The organism is Micromonospora deserti (genome assembly GCF_003236335.1).
GTDB lineage: Bacteria > Actinomycetota > Actinomycetes > Mycobacteriales > Micromonosporaceae > Micromonospora > Micromonospora deserti.
In genome coordinates this window covers 1-18,042 of record NZ_POUB01000118.1, presented here as the reverse complement: position 1 = coordinate 18,042, position 18,042 = coordinate 1, and the positions used below count along the sequence as shown (strand labels likewise).

The 18,042-nt window shown below is 72.7% G+C and carries 16 protein-coding genes and 1 pseudogene; 8 read left to right on the top strand and 9 right to left on the bottom strand.

What is annotated here, in order from left to right; all coding sequences use genetic code 11:
* Both C1I99_RS17575 and C1I99_RS17570 read right to left on the bottom strand, forming a co-directional pair.
* Positions 1-965, bottom strand: a 965-nt coding sequence (locus tag C1I99_RS17575) for an abortive infection protein (RefSeq protein WP_111135303.1), incomplete at its 3' end; no start/stop codon positions are given.
* Positions 966-999: 34 nt separating this feature from the next.
* Positions 1,000-2,211 carry a cytochrome P450 gene (locus C1I99_RS17570; protein ID WP_111135306.1) on the bottom strand — a complete coding sequence of 404 codons (1,212 nt, stop codon included), beginning with the start codon at positions 2,209-2,211 and terminating at the stop codon, positions 1,000-1,002.
* Between the two features lie 365 nt (positions 2,212-2,576).
* On the opposite strand from C1I99_RS17570, the gene C1I99_RS17565 reads away from it, so the two are divergent.
* The 4 genes from C1I99_RS17565 to rfbH all read left to right on the top strand — a co-directional run bounded on the left by C1I99_RS17565 (position 2,577) and on the right by rfbH (position 7,531).
* Entirely contained in the window at positions 2,577-3,998 is a 1,422-nt protein-coding gene (locus C1I99_RS17565; protein ID WP_111135302.1) for a nucleotide disphospho-sugar-binding domain-containing protein, read from the top strand.
* 178 nt (positions 3,999-4,176) lie between these two features.
* Positions 4,177-5,205, top strand: a complete 1,029-nt coding sequence (locus C1I99_RS17560) for an alcohol dehydrogenase catalytic domain-containing protein (RefSeq protein ID WP_111135301.1) — start codon at positions 4,177-4,179, stop codon at positions 5,203-5,205.
* A 263-nt stretch (positions 5,206-5,468) separates the two neighbouring features.
* Positions 5,469-6,086 (top strand): TIGR03086 family metal-binding protein, encoded by a 618-nt coding sequence (locus tag C1I99_RS17555; protein WP_111135300.1) that lies wholly within the window; start codon positions 5,469-5,471, stop codon positions 6,084-6,086.
* Positions 6,087-6,229: 143 nt separating this feature from the next.
* A complete protein-coding gene (rfbH, locus tag C1I99_RS17550; protein WP_111135299.1) occupies positions 6,230-7,531 on the top strand; it encodes a lipopolysaccharide biosynthesis protein RfbH in 1,302 nt (433 codons plus the stop codon).
* A gap of 220 nt (positions 7,532-7,751) precedes the next feature.
* Here rfbH and C1I99_RS17545 read toward each other — a convergent pair whose 3' ends face one another.
* Entirely contained in the window at positions 7,752-8,687 is a 936-nt protein-coding gene (locus tag C1I99_RS17545; protein ID WP_111135298.1) for an NAD-dependent epimerase/dehydratase family protein, read from the bottom strand.
* A 270-nt stretch (positions 8,688-8,957) separates the two neighbouring features.
* Here C1I99_RS17545 and C1I99_RS17540 point away from each other — a divergent pair, with 270 nt between their 5' ends.
* Positions 8,958-9,788, top strand: a complete 831-nt coding sequence (locus C1I99_RS17540) for an AfsR/SARP family transcriptional regulator (RefSeq protein WP_199562202.1) — start codon at positions 8,958-8,960, stop codon at positions 9,786-9,788.
* 239 nt (positions 9,789-10,027) lie between these two features.
* Positions 10,028-12,220, top strand: a complete 2,193-nt coding sequence (locus tag C1I99_RS17535; protein ID WP_111135304.1) for a peroxidase family protein — start codon at positions 10,028-10,030, stop codon at positions 12,218-12,220.
* A gap of 262 nt (positions 12,221-12,482) precedes the next feature.
* Here C1I99_RS17535 and C1I99_RS34815 read toward each other — a convergent pair whose 3' ends face one another.
* From C1I99_RS34815 to C1I99_RS17495, 6 genes and pseudogenes are all read right to left on the bottom strand, one after another.
* Positions 12,483-12,782, bottom strand: coding sequence for a hypothetical protein (locus C1I99_RS34815; RefSeq protein ID WP_111135297.1), 300 nt, complete (start codon positions 12,780-12,782; stop codon positions 12,483-12,485).
* Positions 12,783-13,181: 399 nt separating this feature from the next.
* Positions 13,182-13,415, bottom strand: coding sequence for a hypothetical protein (locus tag C1I99_RS17520; RefSeq protein ID WP_111135295.1), 234 nt, complete (start codon positions 13,413-13,415; stop codon positions 13,182-13,184).
* 154 nt (positions 13,416-13,569) lie between these two features.
* The gene (locus tag C1I99_RS17515) at positions 13,570-14,766 is read right to left on the bottom strand and encodes a helix-turn-helix domain-containing protein (protein WP_111135294.1); all 1,197 of its coding nucleotides are present in this window, start codon (positions 14,764-14,766) and stop codon (positions 13,570-13,572) included.
* 672 nt (positions 14,767-15,438) lie between these two features.
* Positions 15,439-15,718 (bottom strand): annotated as a pseudogene (locus tag C1I99_RS35220) (IS110 family transposase); the annotation flags it as partial.
* 85 nt (positions 15,719-15,803) lie between these two features.
* Positions 15,804-16,463 (bottom strand): copper resistance CopC family protein, encoded by a 660-nt coding sequence (locus C1I99_RS32335; protein ID WP_158554078.1) that lies wholly within the window; start codon positions 16,461-16,463, stop codon positions 15,804-15,806.
* An 8-nt stretch (positions 16,464-16,471) separates the two neighbouring features.
* Positions 16,472-17,062, bottom strand: a complete 591-nt coding sequence (locus C1I99_RS17495; protein WP_111135292.1) for a hypothetical protein — start codon at positions 17,060-17,062, stop codon at positions 16,472-16,474.
* A 314-nt stretch (positions 17,063-17,376) separates the two neighbouring features.
* Here C1I99_RS17495 and C1I99_RS17490 point away from each other — a divergent pair, with 314 nt between their 5' ends.
* Positions 17,377-17,700, top strand: a complete 324-nt coding sequence (locus C1I99_RS17490; RefSeq protein ID WP_111135291.1) for a cupin domain-containing protein — start codon at positions 17,377-17,379, stop codon at positions 17,698-17,700.
* Positions 17,701-17,742: 42 nt separating this feature from the next.
* Positions 17,743-18,042: ABC transporter permease (locus tag C1I99_RS17485; protein ID WP_233512565.1), on the top strand; the 300-nt coding region annotated here is incomplete at its 3' end.

Below are 18,042 nucleotides of genomic sequence, written 5' to 3'. Positions count from 1 at the left end.
GCGTCGGAGACCACGTCGCCCAGCGGCACCGCGGACATGGACAGGCGCAGCGCCCCCGCGTTGATCCGGGACAGCTCGAACAGGTCGAACATCCGTAGGTGGTACGCCGCCTGGCGGCCCTCGTCGCGGACGATGCCGTCGAACACGATCGGGGTGTCGCCGGTCCGGTCCACAACGTCCCAGAAGAAGAAAGCCTTCTCCTCCGCGCCCTGGTAGGTGGCGGTGCCGAACTCGGCGACCTGGATGGGCAGGTCCCACTTCCGGTAGCCGTCCAGCACCGCCCGGTGCTGCTCCGGTGTGTGGTACGTCGGCAGGTACTGCCACATCAGCCCGATCCGGTCGAACAGCGACCAGTCGACCTGCTCGAACGGCGCGGCGGAGTAGCTGACCGGCCCGGCGAAGAGCTGCCGGGCCACCCCGTTGGCCCGGGCCAGGAACTCGTTGAGCCGGGGCGCCGCCGCGGCGAAGTCGATCCGGCCGGTCGGCTTGAGCAAATGGTGGTCCGCGTCGGCGTACGCGTTGGCCATCCGCTCGTGGTACTGGTCGCCGTCGGTGATGCCGGGGGTGAACAGCAGGTGCACCGCGCCGACCGTCAGGTCGATCCGGGCGTCCTGCCGGCGCAGCGACTCGGCGAGCCGGGCGGCCTCCGCGAGGTGGTCCAGCACCTCGCTCTGCGGCCGGTCGGCCAGCCGGGGCTGCAAACGTACGTGCAGGTCCCGCTCGACGGCGGCCTCCGCGGTCTCGCGCAGCCGGCCGAGGTCGCTGCCGTACAGGGTGATGGAGTTGCAGTTGAGCTGGTCGCTGATCAGGCTCAGCTCCTCCAGCATCTGCCGCCTGCTCCACGCCATGCGGGACAGGTCGCCCTGGCCGGTGGCGAAGTTCGTACCGGTGTCGTAGGCGACCCCGCGGTACTCCAGGACCTCGCCGGTCGCGCCGCCGGCCTGGTCGGTGCGTGGCTGTGCCATGCTGCTCCTTCTCCTCGTACGCCGTCGGGGCCGGTCACCACAGCACGGGCAACTCGTACAGCCGTTGCAGGGTGCCGTCGTTGTTGTTGCTGGGCAGCTTGTCCAGCGGGGCCGCCGGGCGCAGGTTCGGCATCCGCTCGACCAGCGACTTGAAGGCGATCTCCAGCTCCAGCCGGGCGAGGTTGTCGCCGGGGCAGCGGTGGATGCCGTGGCTGAACGAGAAGCTCGGCCGCGCCGGCCGGAGGATGTCGAAGGTGTCCGGCTCCGTGGCGTGCGCCGGGTCGAAGTTGACCCCGGCGCAGCTGATCAGGATGCCCTCGCCCTCGCGGATCACCTGGCCGTCGCCCAGGTCGATGTCCTCCACCGCCACCCGGGCGAACGCCTCCACGAGGGAGACGTAGCGCAGGATCTCCTCGACGGCGGCGGGCACGATCTCCGGGTCGGCCCGGAGCGCCTCCCACTGCTCGGGGTTGTCCAGCAGCGCCATCGTGCCCAGCGAGATCACGTTGGTGGTGGTGTCGGTGCCGGCCACCAGCATCGCCATCGCGATGTGCACCAGTTCCGAGCGGGTCAGTTCCCCGGTGTGCAGGTGGTTGGCGATCAGGTCGTCGAGCAGCCCGGTCGCGCCGGCGCCCGGGTCGTTCTCCTTCTTCTGGATCAGCCGGTCCAGGTATTCGCCCAGCTCGGTGGTGGCCTCCTCGGCCAGCTCCGGCACGAAGAGCTTGTGCGCCGGGGTCTCGAACTCCTCGTGCTCGTCGTACGGCACACCGAGCACGGTGCTCATCACCATCGAGGGCACCGGCTGGGCGAACATGGTCACCAGGTCGGCCGGGGCGCCGTGCCGCATCATGTCGTCGAGCTTCTCGTCGACGATGCGCTGGATGTCGTCCCGCAGCAGCGCGGTCCGCCGCAGCGTGAAGCTCGGCATGATCATCGAACGCTGCTTGGTGTGCTCCGGCGGGTCGACCCCGAACAGCACGTCCGCGTAGCCGCTGTCGACGACCTTCTCGAACTCCTCGTTCAGCAGTGGGTAGTTGCCGTGGTAGGGGCGGATGGACACCCGTCGGTAGTCGGAGAGCACGGCACGGGCCTGCGCCGCTCCGGTGACCAACCACGCGGTACGTCCGTTGTAGAGCTGCACCTTGGTCATCGGGCCGTCCGCCCGCAGGCCGACGTGTCGGGCCGACGGCCGGTACGGGCACTCCCGTGGGATCGGGAAGGCCGGCGGGTCGGCGGCTTCGGGCATCGCCATGGGTCACCCCTCACTCACGACGGGCGAAGAGCGCGTGACCGGCACGCGCACGCCCGCCGGACTCGATGTCGTCCGGCGCCCATCGTCGTACCGCCCGCGTCGCGCGGGCATCTTCCCGATTGCCCACCGCCGGCGCTGGCGCCGGTCCGGCCCGGCGGCCGGGGCGTGGTCTGCGCAGGACAGGAGAAGCCGGGCCGTCGCGGCCACGGCATTCTGGATCTCCATCCGGGCGCGGTCCGTACCGTGCCGGCGAGTCCCGCCGCAGCCAGCGCCCACCAACCCGGCCACCCCGCCGGGTACGTCCCGCCTCCGGCCCCGACCACGGGGCCGGTGCTCCCGCGTGTCCAAGGAGGACTGCTGTGCGCGTGCTGATCACCGTCTATCCCGCCCTGGCCCACCTGTACCCCGTGGTGCCGTACGCCTGGGCGTTGCAGACCGCCGGACACGACGTCCGGGTCGCCTCGCACGCGGGCTTCGCGGACACCATCGCCAGCACCGGGCTGGTCCCGGTCGCCCTCGGTGACGCGGGGTCACCCGAACCGCGGCTACGGGAGGACGCCCGGCAGCCACCCGCCCCGGAGCAGGTCGACGCGTACGCGCGGGCCATGCGGCTGGACCCGGAGGAGCGCGAGCACTGGATCGCCTTCTACCAGTGGAACCTGAACCCGGCCTCCGACTACGTCCGGCCCGACCTGCCCGACGCCCCCGACCTGGTGGAGTTCGCCCGCGCCTGGCGGCCGGACCTGGTCCTGTGGGACCTGGTCTTCCCCGCGGGGGCGGTGGCCGCGCGGGTTGCCGGCGCGGCGCACGGCCGGCTGCTCGGCAGCAACCTGGACTACTTCGCCTACAGCCAGGAGCGGCTGGCCGCCCGCCGGGACGCGGTGCGGGCCGCCGGGCTCGCCGACGACCCGCTGGCCGACCTGGTCCGCCCGCTCGCCGACCGGTACGGGGTGCCGGTCGACGACGAGCTCCTGCTGGGTCAGGTCACCATCGACCCGTTGCCCAAGGGGCTCAGCCTGCCCACCGCCACGGTCAAGGTGCCGGTCCGCAAGATTCCCTACACCGGCGCGTCGGCCTTCCCGCGCTGGCTGCACACCCGCCCGCAGGGCCGGCCCCGGATCGCGCTGTCGCTGGGTGAGTCGACCCGCCGCTACGTCGCCGGCGACTGGGGTCGGACCCCGAAGCTGCTCGCCGCCCTGGCCGACCTCGACGTCGAGGTGGTCGCCACGCTCAGCCCGCTGCAACTGGCCGCCGTGGACGCCCTGCCCGACAACGTGCGGGCGATCGAGTGGGTGCCGCTGACCCAGCTGCTGCCCACCTGCGCCGCCCTCGTGCACCACGGCGGGATGGGAACCTTCTCCGCCGCCGTCGCGGCGGGCATCCCGCAGCTGGTCTGCGACACCGACGACTCGCTGCTGTTCCGGCCCGCGACGGCCGCGCCGGCGGAGGCCGACAGCGGCACCTACCGGGCAGGTCGGGAGTTCGGCGTCGACGGCGAGCAGGAGGCGCAGGAGGCGGCGGGCTGGCTGCATCCGGAGAAGAACCTGCTGGCCACTCCGTGCGCCGGCTACGTCACGGCGCAGGGCGCCGGGGTCCGGCTCGACCACCAGAAGCAAACCGTGCCGCAGATCCGGGCGGACATCCTGCGGGTGCTCACCGAGCCGGCCTTCCGGGAGGGGGCGGGCGCGCTGCGGGAGACGTGGCGGGCGATGCCCAGCCCCAACGAGATCGTCCCCGCCCTGGAGGCGCTGGCCGCCGGGCGGTCCCGGGGCGTGAGCTGACCGGGCGTGACCCGCGGCCGGCGCGGCAATCGCGAGGATGTGTCCCCGGTCACGGCGGGGCGAGCATGCAGGGGCGGCGCCGGGCGGGTCGACAACCGCCGGCCGCCCGTCCGGCGTCCCGGCTCGCCGCGGACGGATCCTCCTTCGTGTCGTCTCAACAGACGGGTGGTGGTTGGTGATGAGAGCGGCGGTCGTACCGAAGGTCGACGCGGCCTGGGAGCTGCGGGAGGTGGCGACCCCCTCGCCCGGGCCCGGCGAGGTGCTGGTCCGGGTGCACGCCTGCGGGGTCTGCGTCAACGACGTGCTGGCCACCCGGGGGATGCTGCCCTTCCCCGCGGTCGACCCGGCGGTGACCGGGCACGAACCGGTCGGTGAGGTGGTCGAGGTGGGCGCCGGTGTGACCACCCGGCGGACCGGCGACCGGGTCGGGGTGACCTGGGTACGCGCCGGCTGCGGCCGGTGCGACTACTGCCGGCGGGGCCTGCCGGTGACCGGGCAGACGGCGATGAACTGCGCCGCGCCGACGACGACCGGCTTCACCGCACCCGGCGGCCACGCCGAGTATCTGGTGGCCGCCGCCGAGTCGACAGTGCTCCTGCCGGACGGGCTCGCCTGGGAGTTGGCCGCGCCGGTGATGTGCGCCGGCTACACCGCCTGGTCGGCGCTGCGCGCGGCGGAGCCCCGGCCGCACGACCGGGTGGCCGTGCTCGGCATCGGCGGCCTGGGCCACCTGGCGGTGCAGTACGCCAGGGCGTGCGGGCACGAGACCGTCGCGATCACCGGTTCGGCGGAGAAGCAGGGGCTGGCCCGGCGGCTCGGCGCCGACCTGGTGGTCGCTGACGGCGAGCAGCTGCGGGCCGCCGGGGGCGCCGACGTCGTGCTGGTCACCGCCCCCTCCCACCGGGCGGCCTCGGCCTGCCTGCCCGGTCTGCGGGTGCAGGGGCGGATGGTGCTGGCCGGTATCGACGGCGTCGAGCCGTTCACCATCCCGCCGGCCATGGCCTACCCCTTCTTCGCCCAGGGGCAGCGGATCACCGGCGCCACCCACGGCGGCCCGCAGCACCTGCGGGAGGCGTTGGACCTGGTCGCCGCCGGGCGGGTCACCCCGTGGGTGGAGACCTTCCCGGCGCACCGGGTCGCCGAGGCGGTCGACCGTGTCGCCAAGGGCGAGGTGCGGTTCCGGGCCGTCGTCGACTACACCGACTGACCGCCGAGCGCCGCTGACCGCCGGTGGCCGAGCGCCGCCGACCGCCGGCGGCCGAGCCCGACCCCGGTTCGTCCGTCCCGCCCCGTCCGGCCCCGGTGACCCACCGCGCTGGTTCCGTCGCAGGTCGGCGCGGTGCGTGACACGCCGGTGCGGGTGGGCGCGGCGATGACTTTCCGGCTGGCCACCCGTCGTACAGGTAGGGCCCCGGTGCCGCCTCCACAGGCGCACCGGGGCCACCTGATGTCGAGTGGCAGGAGAGCGGAATGTCAACGGTGAAGTCCGGACAGGCGGCGGGTGGGTCGGGGAGCGGCCAGGGGCTCACGGCGGAGGAGCGGGCCGTCGCCGATCGGTTCGCGCGGCTCGGGGTGCAGTTCGCCGACCGGGTCGCGGCGGTACCCGCGGGCGGCTGGTCGGATCCGACGCCGTGCACCGAGTGGAGCGTGCGGGATCTCGTCGCCCACGTCGTCGAGATGAGCGAGATCCACCTGAGCCTGGTGGGCCTGCCGGTGCCGCAGGGGCCCGGTGTCGACGTCGACCCGTACAAGGCGTTCGTGCGGGTCCGCGACCAGATCGAGGCCAGCCTGAACGACCCGGAACAGGCCCGCGCGGAGTGGGATGGGCGGTTCGGGCTGCGCAGCTTCGCCGAGGCGATCGACAGCGCGGTCTGCACCGAGCTGGTCGTGCACGGGTGGGACCTGGCCCGGGCCACCGGGCAGGACGAGCGCATCGACCAGGCCGACGTCGACAAGTGCTGGGAGGCGCTGCGGATGGTCGGCGAGGAGGTGGTGCGCAGCCGCATGGTCAGCGGGCCCGCCCTCGAGCCTCCGGCCGGGGCGGACGAGCAGACCAGGCTGCTGGCCTACCTCGGCCGCCGGGCCTGACCCGCCGCACCGCCCGCCGATCCGTGACGCGCGCACCGCCGGCCGGGACGCCCCGGCCGGCGGTGCCTCCACCGGTTCTCGACGTGTCCTCGAGCGGCGCCGTTGACCATGGGCGCAGGCAACGCGGAGCGGAGGGGGCGGAGATGACGTCGCTGAAGGAGCTGGTACTCGAACAGGTCCGCAAGTACCACCGGGAGCAGGAGCCGGGGAACTTCGTACCGGGCGTTACCCCGATCCTCTCCTCGGGCGCGGTGCTCGACGAGGACGACCGGGCCGCCTTCGTGGAGGCGGCCCTGGACATGCGGATCGCCGCCGGCCCCAGCGCCCGGCGCTTCGAGAGCGCGTTCGCCGCCTACTTCAAGCTGCGCAAGGCGCACCTGGTCAACTCCGGCTCGTCGGCCAACCTGCTCGCGCTGACGGCGCTGACCTCGCCGAAACTCGGCGAGGCGCGGCTGCGGCCCGGTGACGAGGTGGTCACCGTGGCCGCGGGCTTCCCGACCACGGTCAACCCGATCCTGCAGAACGGGCTGATCCCGGTCTTCGTCGACGTCGAGCTGGGCACTTACAACACCACCGCGGAGCGGGTCGCCGAGGCGATCTCGCCGCGCACCCGGGCGATCATGATCGCGCACACCCTGGGCAACCCGTTCCCGGTTGCGGAGATCGCCGACCTCGCCACCGAGCACGACCTCTTCCTCGTCGAGGACAACTGCGACGCGGTCGGCTCGACGTACCAGGGGCGGCTCACCGGCACCTTCGGTGACCTGTCGACGGTGAGCTTCTACCCGGCGCACCACCTCACGGCGGGGGAGGGGGGCTGTGTGCTCACCGGCAGCCTGGAGCTGGCCCGGATCGTCGAGTCGCTGCGGGACTGGGGTCGGGACTGCTGGTGCGAGCCCGGCACCGACAACACCTGCCTCAAGCGCTTCGACTACCAGCTGGGCACCCTGCCGGCCGGCTACGACCACAAGTACGTCTACTCGCACATCGGCTACAACCTGAAGGCCACCGACACCCAGGGGGCGCTGGTACTCAGCCAGCTGCGCCGGCTGCCCGAGTTCGTCGAGGCCCGCCGCCGCAACTTCCGCCGGCTGTACGAGGGGCTGGCGGACCTTCCCGGCCTGCTGCTGCCCGAGGCGACCCCGGGCAGTGACCCGAGCTGGTTCGGCTTCCCGATCAGCGTACGGCCCGACGCGCCGTTCACCCGTCAGGAGCTGGTGGCGCAGCTGGAGGACCGGAAGATCGGCACCCGGCGGTTGTTCGCCGGCAACCTCACCCGGCACCCGGCCTACCAGGACGCGCCGTGCCGGATCGTGGGAGACCTCGCCAACTCGGACTTCGTCACCGAGCACACCTTCTGGATCGGGGTCTACCCGGGCATCACCACCGAGATGGCCGACTTCGTGGTCGACACCGTCCGGTCCTTCGCGACCGGGCGGCACTGACCGGGCAGGCGCAGGGCGGGCCGGGCAGGCGCAGGGCGGGCCGGCGGGCCGCCTGCCCCGGCTCGGCCCGCGGGGTCGCGCCGGGCCGGGGCGGGCGTCGTGCCGCCCGGCGGGCGGGCCCGGGCGGCCCCGCGGCTCGCGCTGCCCGCCGACCGCGTGGGTCGCCTCCGGCGAGTGGATGATCAGGAAACGGCACGGCGGCCGGTGGCCGTGGCGCCGGTCAGCCGTGCTCCCACAGGGCCTCGATCGACTCCTGGACGCCGGTCCGTGGACGCCACCCCAGCAGGTGCCCGGCCCGGCGGATGTCGGCCCGGGTCCAGGCACCCCCGTTGCTGGTGACCGGGCCGTCCACCACCGGCACGGCACCCGGCGGCAGCCCGGCCGTCTCCAGCAGCGCCCGGACCAGCTCCCGCACGTCCTCGGCGACCCCGCGCCCGATGTTGATCACCTGGCCGGTGACCGGCGACCGGGCCGCCAGCACCACCGCCTCGGCCAGGTCGCGCGCGTCGACGAAGTCCCGGCGGGCCGCGGCGACGGTCACCGTCAGCCCCTCCGGGCCGGTGCGCCGCAGCCGGTCACGTAGCATCCCCAGGAAGCTTGCCGGCGCGGTGTACGGGCCGTAGACGTTGACCGCCCGCAGCACCACCGCGTCCACCGCGCCGGCCTCGGCCGCCCGCAGGACGATCCGGGTGCTGGCCAGCTTCACCCGGCCGTACCCGGTGTCCGGGCGGGGCTCGGCGGTCTCGCTGACGCTGGTGCCCTCGGCGATCGGGCCGTACTCGTGGACCGAACCCACGTGCACCAGCCGGGGACGCCGCCTCGTCGCGTCGAGTGCCGCGACGAGGCGGCGGGCGAGCCGTACGTGTCCCGGGTTCAGCTCCGCCTCCGTCCGCCCCCAGCCGCCCGCGGCGTTGACCACCGTGTCCACGCGTTCGTCGGTGAGGATCCGGGCCAGGTCGGCCGGCGCGGTGTCGCTCACGTCCAGGGGCAGGAACCGGTGGTATCGGGTGCCGGGACGGGGGGTCCGGGCGATGGCGAGGACGCGGCCGCCCGTCCGGGCGAACGCGGCGCAGACCGCCCGGCCGACACAGCCGGTCGCGCCGAGCACCGCGACCCGCGACCCGGCGGGCGTCTCCGTTCCGCTGCCAGCGACCACGCCTTCGCCCCCTGCCCCGCCTCGGCCGGGCCGCCGGGCAGCCGGAATCCGGGTGCGTCGACGGCGCCGGCCGGTAGGCGGCCAGCGTAGGAAGGGCTTCTCGACGCCCGGTCGAGCCTCGCTCGAGGCGCCGCCAACGGGGCCGGCGGGCCGGTCGGCACGGTAGAAGATGCATGCGCCGACGGCCGACGATCACCATCTCTGGTAAAGATCCGCTCAAGTCTGGACCGATCAGGGGCGTGCGTGGAGGCTACAGGTCAACTCATCGAGATGGGTGTGCTGGGACCGTTGTCGGTGCGGGTGCGCCAGGTCGCCTGGACCCCGACGGCGCCCAAGGTGCGCAACGTCCTCGCCGTGCTGATCGGGCACGCCGACCAGGTGGTGCCCGCGGCCTCGCTGATCCTCGAACTCTGGGGCGACGAGCCGCCGGCCAGCGCGTCGACCACCGTGCAGACGTACGTCCTCAACCTGCGCAAGCACTTCGCGGCCGCGACCGGCCGGTCGATGGCGGAGATCAGCGGCGAGCTGCTGGTCACCCGGGCCGGCGGGTACCTGCTGAGTAGCCGGCTGGCCGCGTTGGACCTGCACCGCTACGGCGTGCTGGTCGCCCGGGGCCGGCAGGCGCTGGGCGACGGCGACGACCGCGAAGCCGTCCGGCACCTGTCCGACGCGCTGCGGGTGTGGCGGGGGCGGGCCCTGGTGGACGTGCCGGTGGGGCGGCTGCTGGAGGCGCGACGCCGGCAACTGGAGGAGTCCCGGCTGGTCAACCTGGAGTACCTGGTGGACGCCGAGCTGCGGCTGGGCATGCACCGCGAGGTGCTGACCGAGCTGGCCGCGCTGACCGTGGAGAACCCGCTGCACGAGGGGCTGCACGCGCAGTACATGCGGGCGTTGCACCTCAGCGGCCGGCGGGCGCAGGCCCTGGAGGTCTTCCACCGGGTCCGGGGCAACCTCGTCACCGAGCTGGGGCTCGAACCCGGGCTCCCGGTCCAGCGCCTGCACCAGGCGATCCTCAACTCCGACGGCGATGTCGACGTCGCCTCGCCGGACCGCCGGGCCTTCGTCGGGCCGCGTCCGTCGTCGCTCGCCGGCCGGCCGTGACCGGCGCGTCAACGCCCCGTTGTGCCGCTGCGCACGGTGGAAGAAGCGCCGCCACCGGGCGGCGACCAGACTACCGGGCAGATCGACAGCCGATTCCGACATCCGATAGCCACGCGCGTCGGCGCTGACCGGCGCCCGATCGTACCCGCCGGTGGACCTGACCGGCCGCGCCCGGACAGACGTCCGGTGGCGGCCGTGCCGGTGTCCGGTGTTGTCACGTCACAGGGGAGGAGATGGGCATGCGCGCAGTCGCGCGGGGCCGGCGTGGCCGGGCCCGATCAGCCAGAGCGGTCCAGGCCGCGATCGTCGCGGCCGTGGTGGCCGCCGGGGTGGGGCTCAGTGGCCCGGCCAACGCCGGTGCCACCCGTCCACAACGGATACTCGGCCTGTGGGAGGTGCAGAGCCTCGACGGGTCCGGCAACAACCGGGCCAACCCCACCTGGGGTAAGATCGACACCATCTACCCGCGGGTCGGGCCGGCCTGGTACGCCGACGGGCTCAACGAGATCGTCGACCTGCCGCCCGAGCGGTACGTGAGCAACCGGATCTTCAACGACACCGACCAGAACATCTACTCGCCCGGCGGCGCCAGCCAGTGGGGTTTCGTGTGGGGTCAGTTCCTCGACCACACCATCGCCCAGCGGCTCGGTCGGCGGCTGGTCAGCCCTCCGGGTGAGACCCGCAACATCGCCTTCGACAACGCCGACCCGATGGAGTCGTTCCGCAACGACCTCGGCATCATCCCGTTCGACCGGTCCCGCCCGGCGGACGGCACCGGGGTCACCACGCCCCGGGAGCAGATCAACACCGTCAGCTCCTACATCGACGCGGCCGCCGTCTACGGCAACGCCACCGACCGGCTGGACTGGCTGCGCGAGGGCAGGGTCGACGGCGACCCGCGCAACAACAAGGCCCGGCTGCTGATGATCGACGGCTACCTGCCCCGGCGGGACACCCGGGGGGATGCCTCCACCGCGCCGAACATGGTCGCCGGCGGGCAGCTGTTCAACACCCCGGAGAAGGCGGCGGTCGCCGGCGACCCGCGGGCCAACGAGAACCCGGCGTTGCTGGCCATCCAGACACTCTTCGCCCGGGAGCACAACCGGATCGTCTCGCAGTTGCCGAAGTGGCTCTCCGAGCAGGACAGGTTCGAGATCGCCCGGGCGGTGGTCATCGCCGAGCAGCAGTACATCACATACACCCAGTTCCTCCCGGCGCTCGGTGTCGACCTGCCCCGCTACACCGGATACAAGTCCGATGTGGATGTCTCGGTTACCAACGAGTTCGCGACTGTCGGCTACCGGGCGCACAGCCTGATCCGTGGTGACTTCCGGCTGGAGGCCAAGGTCGGCCGGTACAGCGAGGAGACCCTCGACCGGCTGCGTGACCTCGACGTCGAGGTGACGGTCGAGGGCGACACCGTTCACCTGATGATCCCGCTCGGCGAGGACGCGTTCTTCAACCCGGATCTGCTGGAACTGCTCCAGCTCGGGCCGATGCTGCACGGCGTGGGGCTGCGCCCGCAGACCCGCAACGACGAGCTGATCAGCAACATGCTGCGCAGCTTCCCGTTCTTCATCCCCGTACCGGGCAACCCGGGTTGCGCGGACGACCCGGCCCTGCCGCCCTGCATCCCGGGCCGCAACGACCTCGGGTCGATCGACATCGCTCGGGGCCGCGACCACGGCATGCCGAGCTACAACGACATGCGGGTGGCGTACGGCCTGCCGGCCAAGCCGTCGTTCGCGGCCATCACCGGGGAGGCGTCGGAGTCCTTCCCGGCGGACCCGGAGCTGACCCCGGGTGCGGAGATCGACGACCTGGACAGCCTGGACTTCACCGCGTTGTTCGACGCCAAGGGCAACCGCACCACGCCGGAGGCCGACAACGCCGTCCGGGCCGAACGTCGCACCCCGCTCGCGGCCCGGCTCAAGGCCGTGTACGGCAGCGTGGACCGGCTGGACGCGTTCGTCGGCATGATCGCCGAGCCGAACCTGCCGGGCAAGGAGTTCGGCGAGCTCCAGCTGGCGATCTGGCGTAAGCAGTTCACCGCCATGCGCGACGGTGACCGGTTCTACTACGGCAACGACCCGCTGTTGCGCCTGATCCGAGGCGCCTTCAAGATCGACTACCGGAAGACGCTCGGCGACATCATCGCACTCAACACGGACATTTCCCGGTCCGAGTTGGCGGCCGACGTGTTCCGCACGCCGCAGGCCCAGGTCCCGGGTAAGCGTCCCGCCGGCGACCGGGAGCGGCTGCTGCCCGGCCGGTCCGGAAGCCGTGGGATCCTCGGGCTGAGCCGTTCGACCCGCCTGCCCGCGGACGCCGCCGGGCTGCTCCCGCCGGGCCTGGCGCCCGGTGGCTCCGCGCCCGGTACGCACCGGCGGGTGGTGCCGCGTCGCGGCGCCGGTCGCCGCCGTCGACCGTAGCCGCTGAGATCACCGGTCGGGCCGGGTGCCAGGCGCACCCGGCCCGACCCGTGTCTTTGCTCGACCCGCGCACCCGCCGCCCACTGCCCGCGGTGCCCCGGCCCCGATGCTCAGGCGGATCATCACGCCAAGGTCCGTGCCCTTCGCGCGCCCGCACGCCCCGCCCAAGCGCACGACGAACCGGGGCGCAGGAGGGTCGGCGCCCTTCGGTGTGAACTCTCGGCGAGCGGGTCGGGTCGGGATCGATACGAGGTCAAAGGGCCTACTGAGGCGCTTCTCGGCTTGGTTCGGCTGGCACGGTTGCTGTACTTCGCTGCTGTACTGCTGGCGTCGGCGGATCGACCACCCTGACCCATCCGAGGAAGCGGCGGTGCAGCACGCCGGCCGGCGTCCAGGGCATGTCCTCGGCGGCTTGGACGAGGTAGGAGCCAAGGTAGAGGGCCAGTGACACCGGAGCGTCCGCGTACTCCGCCCGCAGCTCGCGCTTTCGTGTCGGGCATGGCCACGGAAGGCCGCAGCCGCCGCAGCTCCAGATCGGCATGACCGGGCCGTGGGTCGTCACCGCACACTACCCAAAAACCGGGCGGTGAACGTCCGGGCCTGCCGGCTGGTCGCCCATTCCACCTGCCAGCACGGGTACGGGGCGAGGCGTGACCACCAGGCGCGGCAGCCGGCGCACATGCCGTCGGACGTTTGAACATGTGCGGCGAGTATCGCGTGCTCCTGGCCTTCTTTCACTGCGCCTCCTCTCGCGGCCAGTGGCAACGGTTGATCGGGATGCGATGCCGGGCATGGCAGGGCAGATCGACACCACAGCGGCAGATTCGCCGCCACTTTCGCCAGGACCAGACCGGCCGGTGCCGTCGGGCAAGAGTCAGGGCGGTCGCGAGCAGGTATTCGTCGTACGGGATGGGCCGCTTGCCTGGAGCCGGCGTGCGATGGCAAGCGGCCTTCGCTCGGCTCACTCGCGGCCCCTGGTCCCGTTGCCGGTGGGCTGGCTATGCGTCGCCTTCGGCTGTGTGGGCTCGCAGTACCACTGCGTTCTCCGCAACCGCTCCGCCTGGTCGAGCAGCCGCCGCTGCGCCTCTGCCTGCTCGGTCGCCTGGTACCGCTGCCCGGTGCCCGGCGGTGGCGGCGGCTCCGGCCGCCGGAGCAACCACCGCACCAGCTTGCACAGCTCGGACCAGACCGCCACGTGCTCCGCCTCTCCGTGAGTGTCGGCAGGCGGCAGCGAAGTCTCGTCGGCTCTATCGGGTGTCGCGCCGGAACAAGGCACCGCCGCCGCCAGTGACCAGCACGCTACGAGCGGTCACGGGCGGCGGCGGGGAGAGTTTGTACCCGAGGGAGCGCTACCCCATCACCCCGATCGCAAGGGCGAGTTCTCGTGCGTCCTCCCCGACGGTGCCGGGCCGGTTCGACAGATCCAGGGCGGCAGTGCGGGCGTACGGATGGTGCCGCACCGTGTCCACGCTCTCCCGCAACGCTCGTCCGAGCAGATGCACCGCCGCGACCTCGCCCCGTCGCAGCACATGCGCCCGAGCGGCCTCGATCAGTGCGGCGGCCCGACGCGTGCACGACGGAAGCGCACGATAGTCCATGGTGTCGGCCCGCCGGACCGCCTCACCCGGTCGGCACAGGTCCGTCTCGATAGTGACCGCGTACGCCGCGCAGGCGGCCGGCCCGAACATCAGCCATGGGTGGGCGTACCTGCTGCCGAGCCGGCTCGCGGCGTCGTGGGCGGCGTCCCACGCGCGCCATGCCTGCCCTGCCCGACCGGCCTTGCTGTGCCCCAGCGCGATGCCGAGTTGGGCCTGCCCCCACCGGGCCAACTGCTCACCCCCGGCGGTCGGGTCGACCAGGCGGGCAGCGTCGATGAGCACCTGCTCGGCGGCGTCGATCTGGTTCGCTCCCCGGTAGACGTGGCCGTAGTACCAGGCGGCTACCGCGATCGCGGCGGGCTCGTCGGCGTCCTGAGCGGCAAGCATCGCTCGGTCAGCGGCCAGCCACACCAACTCTGGGTACGGCTGGTGGGCCAGGTACAGCTGCGCGAGGTGGTAGACGCGCGCCAGCTCGACGAGGGCCTCACGGCGCGCCAGCCCGTCCAGCCGGCGAGCGCTGCGCTGCGCATCCATGAGCAGCCCTGGAAGCACCGCGGCGACCGCCGTCCGCTCAGCGGTTGATCGGTGCCACAGCCCCCACGCCTGGTCGACCAGGCCGCGCAGCAGGTCGACCGGTGTCCCGTCCCCGACCGACACGGCGGTGCGCTGCATCGCGGCGGCGACGCTATCGACATCGGGGTGACCGGCACGGGTCACCGACGCCACCGGCAGGGACTGATCGCCGGTCAGGTCCGCCAGGTCGGAGATGTCCAAGACCTCAGCCAGGCGAAGCAACATGGGTAGGCGGGGCGGGAGAAGGCGGCCATTCTCCAGGGCCTTGACCCACTCAGCGCTCCGGCCGACCAACCCACCAAGGACCGGGCGGGTTTTCCCTGCGCGTTCGCGGTGGGCGCGTAGGCGCGCACCGAAGGTCGTCGGGTCCGTCATGTCGTCTCCCAGGTAGCGGTCTGGGCGGCGGGCCGCCGGCCGCTACTCCGGCGGGCCGCCACGGTCGACGGTACTCGCATCGCGCCCGCGTAGACTCCATAGATGCCGGACATCTCTCCTCGACTCCGACGGCGCATCAACGCCGACTTTCCGCAACACGCCGACGCGGTGGTGGGCAGGCTGCACAGCCTCGATCAATTGGTCGCGGACTCTCGTCAGGATCGGGAACGGATGTTTGCAGCGGTTGTGCGCCTCGCCCAGGGCCGACTCGACAAGCTCGATAGTGCCTCACGTCTGGCACGAGAGGACTGGCGTGATCTCCTAGTCGGAGCTGACTTCGGTAACGAAGACTGGCCCGCCCGCCTCTCCGCTTGGCTCGACGTTCCGGCGCCGGCCGGTGACAGCGCCCGTCGTGGCCGTCGGACCCCTCGCTTGTAAGTTCTAGGCGCGTCGTCCGGCGCAGTCCGTCGGCGTTCGCTACCTCGGGCAACCGTCCGCGCCCGGCGGGCAGCGGCCGCCCCCGTCCCTGCCAGTCGCTGTCACCGCTGCTGTCGACAGCTCCACCCGATCGTCCGACCGTCACCAGCCCATGTTTCGACTGGCATCCGCCTTCGGCACGTCGATCTCTCCCTGCGTCGCCTCCGCCACGTCGGTCTCCTCCAGTAGACCTCACCCAGCGAGGGTGGCACTGGCAGCGGCGATGGCGTCGATCGGGTCGGACTTGCCCTTGGCCCGGCGGGTCCTGCCGTCAGGGCGGTCGACCTCGACGACGGCAACCTTGGTGACTGGCCAGGTGGCGGGCGAGGCCAGCGCCATAGCTGCCAGTGCCCTCGACCCCGACTGCCGCCAGGCGACCGATGGAGCGCATCCACGCCGGCAAGTCCGCGTAGCCGTCGCTGGTCGCGGGGAACTCGGCGTCGGCTAAGAGACCGCCGGTACTGTCGATGATCGCCGTGGTCACCTTCACGGGTCCGCTCGTCGTCGGTCGCCCTTGGGATGTTGGACGGCCCCGAGCCCGTACGTCGGCGGTGGGCGGCTTATTCGCCCCTGCGCTCGGACGGGGTATCGCGCAGCTCGGCCGGTGGTGGACCGGCGGGTCTGTCCGCTGGCGGGTCGGGGTGGCCGGTGGCCGACGGGGCGAGCGGTCGGCGGGGAGCGGGACGCAGCCGCAGCAGGACGAGGACGGCGACGAGCACCACACCGTCGAGGACCAGCAGGGTGGCACCCACGGGGTCGACGCCGTGGGCGTGCCCGTCGGTGTCCGGCACCGCGTCGGGGATCGGATCGGTGGACCGGGGGGCTGAGCCGGTGCCGACGCTGAACCGGAGCACGCCGGCGGCGTCCCGTCCGTTGGCGAAGGTGACGTGGTAGGCGACGCTGTAGTCGCCGGCCAGGGCGAGCCGGGCCGGTTGGCGGAGCAGGGTCTCCTCGTCCGTGCTGAGCCGGCCGGCGTTCACTGTGGTCCCGGCGCTGTCGCGGACGGTGACATGCGACAGCGCCGGGTCCGGTCGGGTGGAGAGGCGCAGAACGACCTCGCCGGGCCCGGCTGCCAGGGCGGCGCCGTCGGCCGGAGTTGTCCGCAGCACCCGCGCAGGTTCGCCGGTCGACTGCCGGGCGGTCGCCCCGACGGCGACGGCGAGGCCGACGCCGACGAGGGCGGTGGTGACGGCCAGGGTACGGCGTCCGGGTGCCAACACGGACCCGGTCAGCGGGCGGACGGGGCGAGGGCCATCCGGTCCTGGCCCGCGTGGGTGCAACTGCAGCTCATCTGCCGCTGTTCGGTCGCATTCGGCCGCAGGTGCAGGTACATCGCGATCAGCATGGGGAGGAAGACCACCGAGTTGTAGAACAGGTGCAGTTCGACCCGCGGTACGACGAGTTGGAGCACGCTGGTCGGCACGGTGGTGCCCGGCAGAAGGAAGCCCACCTGCACCTGCAGCAGCAGGAACAGGTGCTCGACGTGGTGCCAGAACTGGATCACCAGGGCGATCGTCCACCAGGTGCGAGCCCTGCCGACGAAGCCGGGCCGCAGGGCGAACAGGCCGATCAGCATGACGATGGCGTACCCGTAGTGCATCCACTCGGAGCTGACCAGCCACGGGAAGGGGACGCCGAGCACACCGCGCGCCTCGGGGCGGGACCAGCCCAGGACCCAGATCTGGTACGCCTGGACCAGGTGCTCGGCCCAGTGGGCCAGCACGATGACCAGATAGAGCCCGAGAGTCGCCCGGTGGTGGGCGCCGTTGAGGGCACCGATCGCCGCGCGCGGCAGCCGCTGCTTCCTGGCCACTGACATGTGTCCACTCCATCCAGGACGCTGGATACTCAGCGAACACACTAGAGTCCGTATGGTGACGGGGCTTATTCGTCGTTGCGGACTTCGGGGGCCGACCCCCGCCCGCGGCACTTGCCGCCGGTGGCGGGATCGCGGGTCGGCGGTGGCCCGCCCGGCGATGAGTTTTCCGAAACCCGGGCGTCATATGACCAACGGAGTCGGATGCGGCGCCAGGCCGCCGGTCGAAGCGGAGAACGGTCCGTGACTGTGGTTGACGCGGGGCGGTCCCCGCGAGGTGCTGCCCCCTGTCCGCCCGGCCCGCACGCCGCCCGCTGATGGATGACGGTGACGGGCCGCTCTCCTTCCTGCACTCGCGGCTCGGGCCGGATCTGGAGATGCGGGTGGTGGCCCTGCCACCGGGCGGGGTGCTCGACTACGACGAGGCCGACTGGCACGACGCCATCGTGGTGGTCGAGCAGGGCCAGGTGGAGTTGGAGGCGGTGGGCGGCACGCGCCACGTCGTCGGGTGCGGCGAGGTGCTGTGGCTGGCCGAGCTGCCGCTACGGGCACTGCACAACCGGGGTGGGGAGCCGGCGATGCTGGTGGCCGTCTCGCGGCGGGCGCATTCGGCTCCGCCGGGCTCGGACGCCCCGCAGTGAGTGGCGCCGGGCCCGCGACCGGCCTGGCCCACACTGGTCCGCATGACGTCGACGATGTTGGTGGTCGGGCCGAAGCTGGCCGTCGCGCTGGTCGTGCTGACCGGCGCGGCGGTGGCCGTGGCGGTGCTCGGCAGGCTGGGGCACGGCCGGGAGATCGCCGTGGCGGCCGTACGCGCCGGGGTCCAGCTGGCCGCCGTGTCGTTGCTGATCGCCGCCATCGTCGACTCGCTGTGGGCGACGGCCGGCTTCGTCGTGCTCATGTGCGTGGTCGCCGCCGCCACCTCCGCCCGGCGGATCACCGGTGGTGCCCGCCGCTGGTGGGCGGCCGGCGCGTGGGGCTGG

Bases quoted from the DNA above. Each gene is read 5' to 3' on its own strand.
- C1I99_RS17570 (WP_111135306.1), bottom strand. From the start codon at position 2,211: ATGCCCGAAGCCGCCGACCCGCCGGCCTTCCCGATCCCACGGGAGTGC.
- C1I99_RS17560 (WP_111135301.1), top strand. From the start codon at position 4,177: ATGAGAGCGGCGGTCGTACCGAAGGTCGACGCGGCCTGGGAGCTGCGG.
- C1I99_RS17555 (WP_111135300.1), top strand. From the start codon at position 5,469: ATGTCAACGGTGAAGTCCGGACAGGCGGCGGGTGGGTCGGGGAGCGGC.
- rfbH (WP_111135299.1), top strand. From the start codon at position 6,230: ATGACGTCGCTGAAGGAGCTGGTACTCGAACAGGTCCGCAAGTACCAC.
- C1I99_RS17540 (WP_199562202.1), top strand. From the start codon at position 8,958: ATGGGTGTGCTGGGACCGTTGTCGGTGCGGGTGCGCCAGGTCGCCTGG.
- C1I99_RS17535 (WP_111135304.1), top strand. From the start codon at position 10,028: ATGCGCGCAGTCGCGCGGGGCCGGCGTGGCCGGGCCCGATCAGCCAGA.
- C1I99_RS17515 (WP_111135294.1), bottom strand. From the start codon at position 14,766: ATGACGGACCCGACGACCTTCGGTGCGCGCCTACGCGCCCACCGCGAA.
- C1I99_RS17495 (WP_111135292.1), bottom strand. From the start codon at position 17,062: ATGTCAGTGGCCAGGAAGCAGCGGCTGCCGCGCGCGGCGATCGGTGCC.
- C1I99_RS17490 (WP_111135291.1), top strand. From the start codon at position 17,377: ATGGATGACGGTGACGGGCCGCTCTCCTTCCTGCACTCGCGGCTCGGG.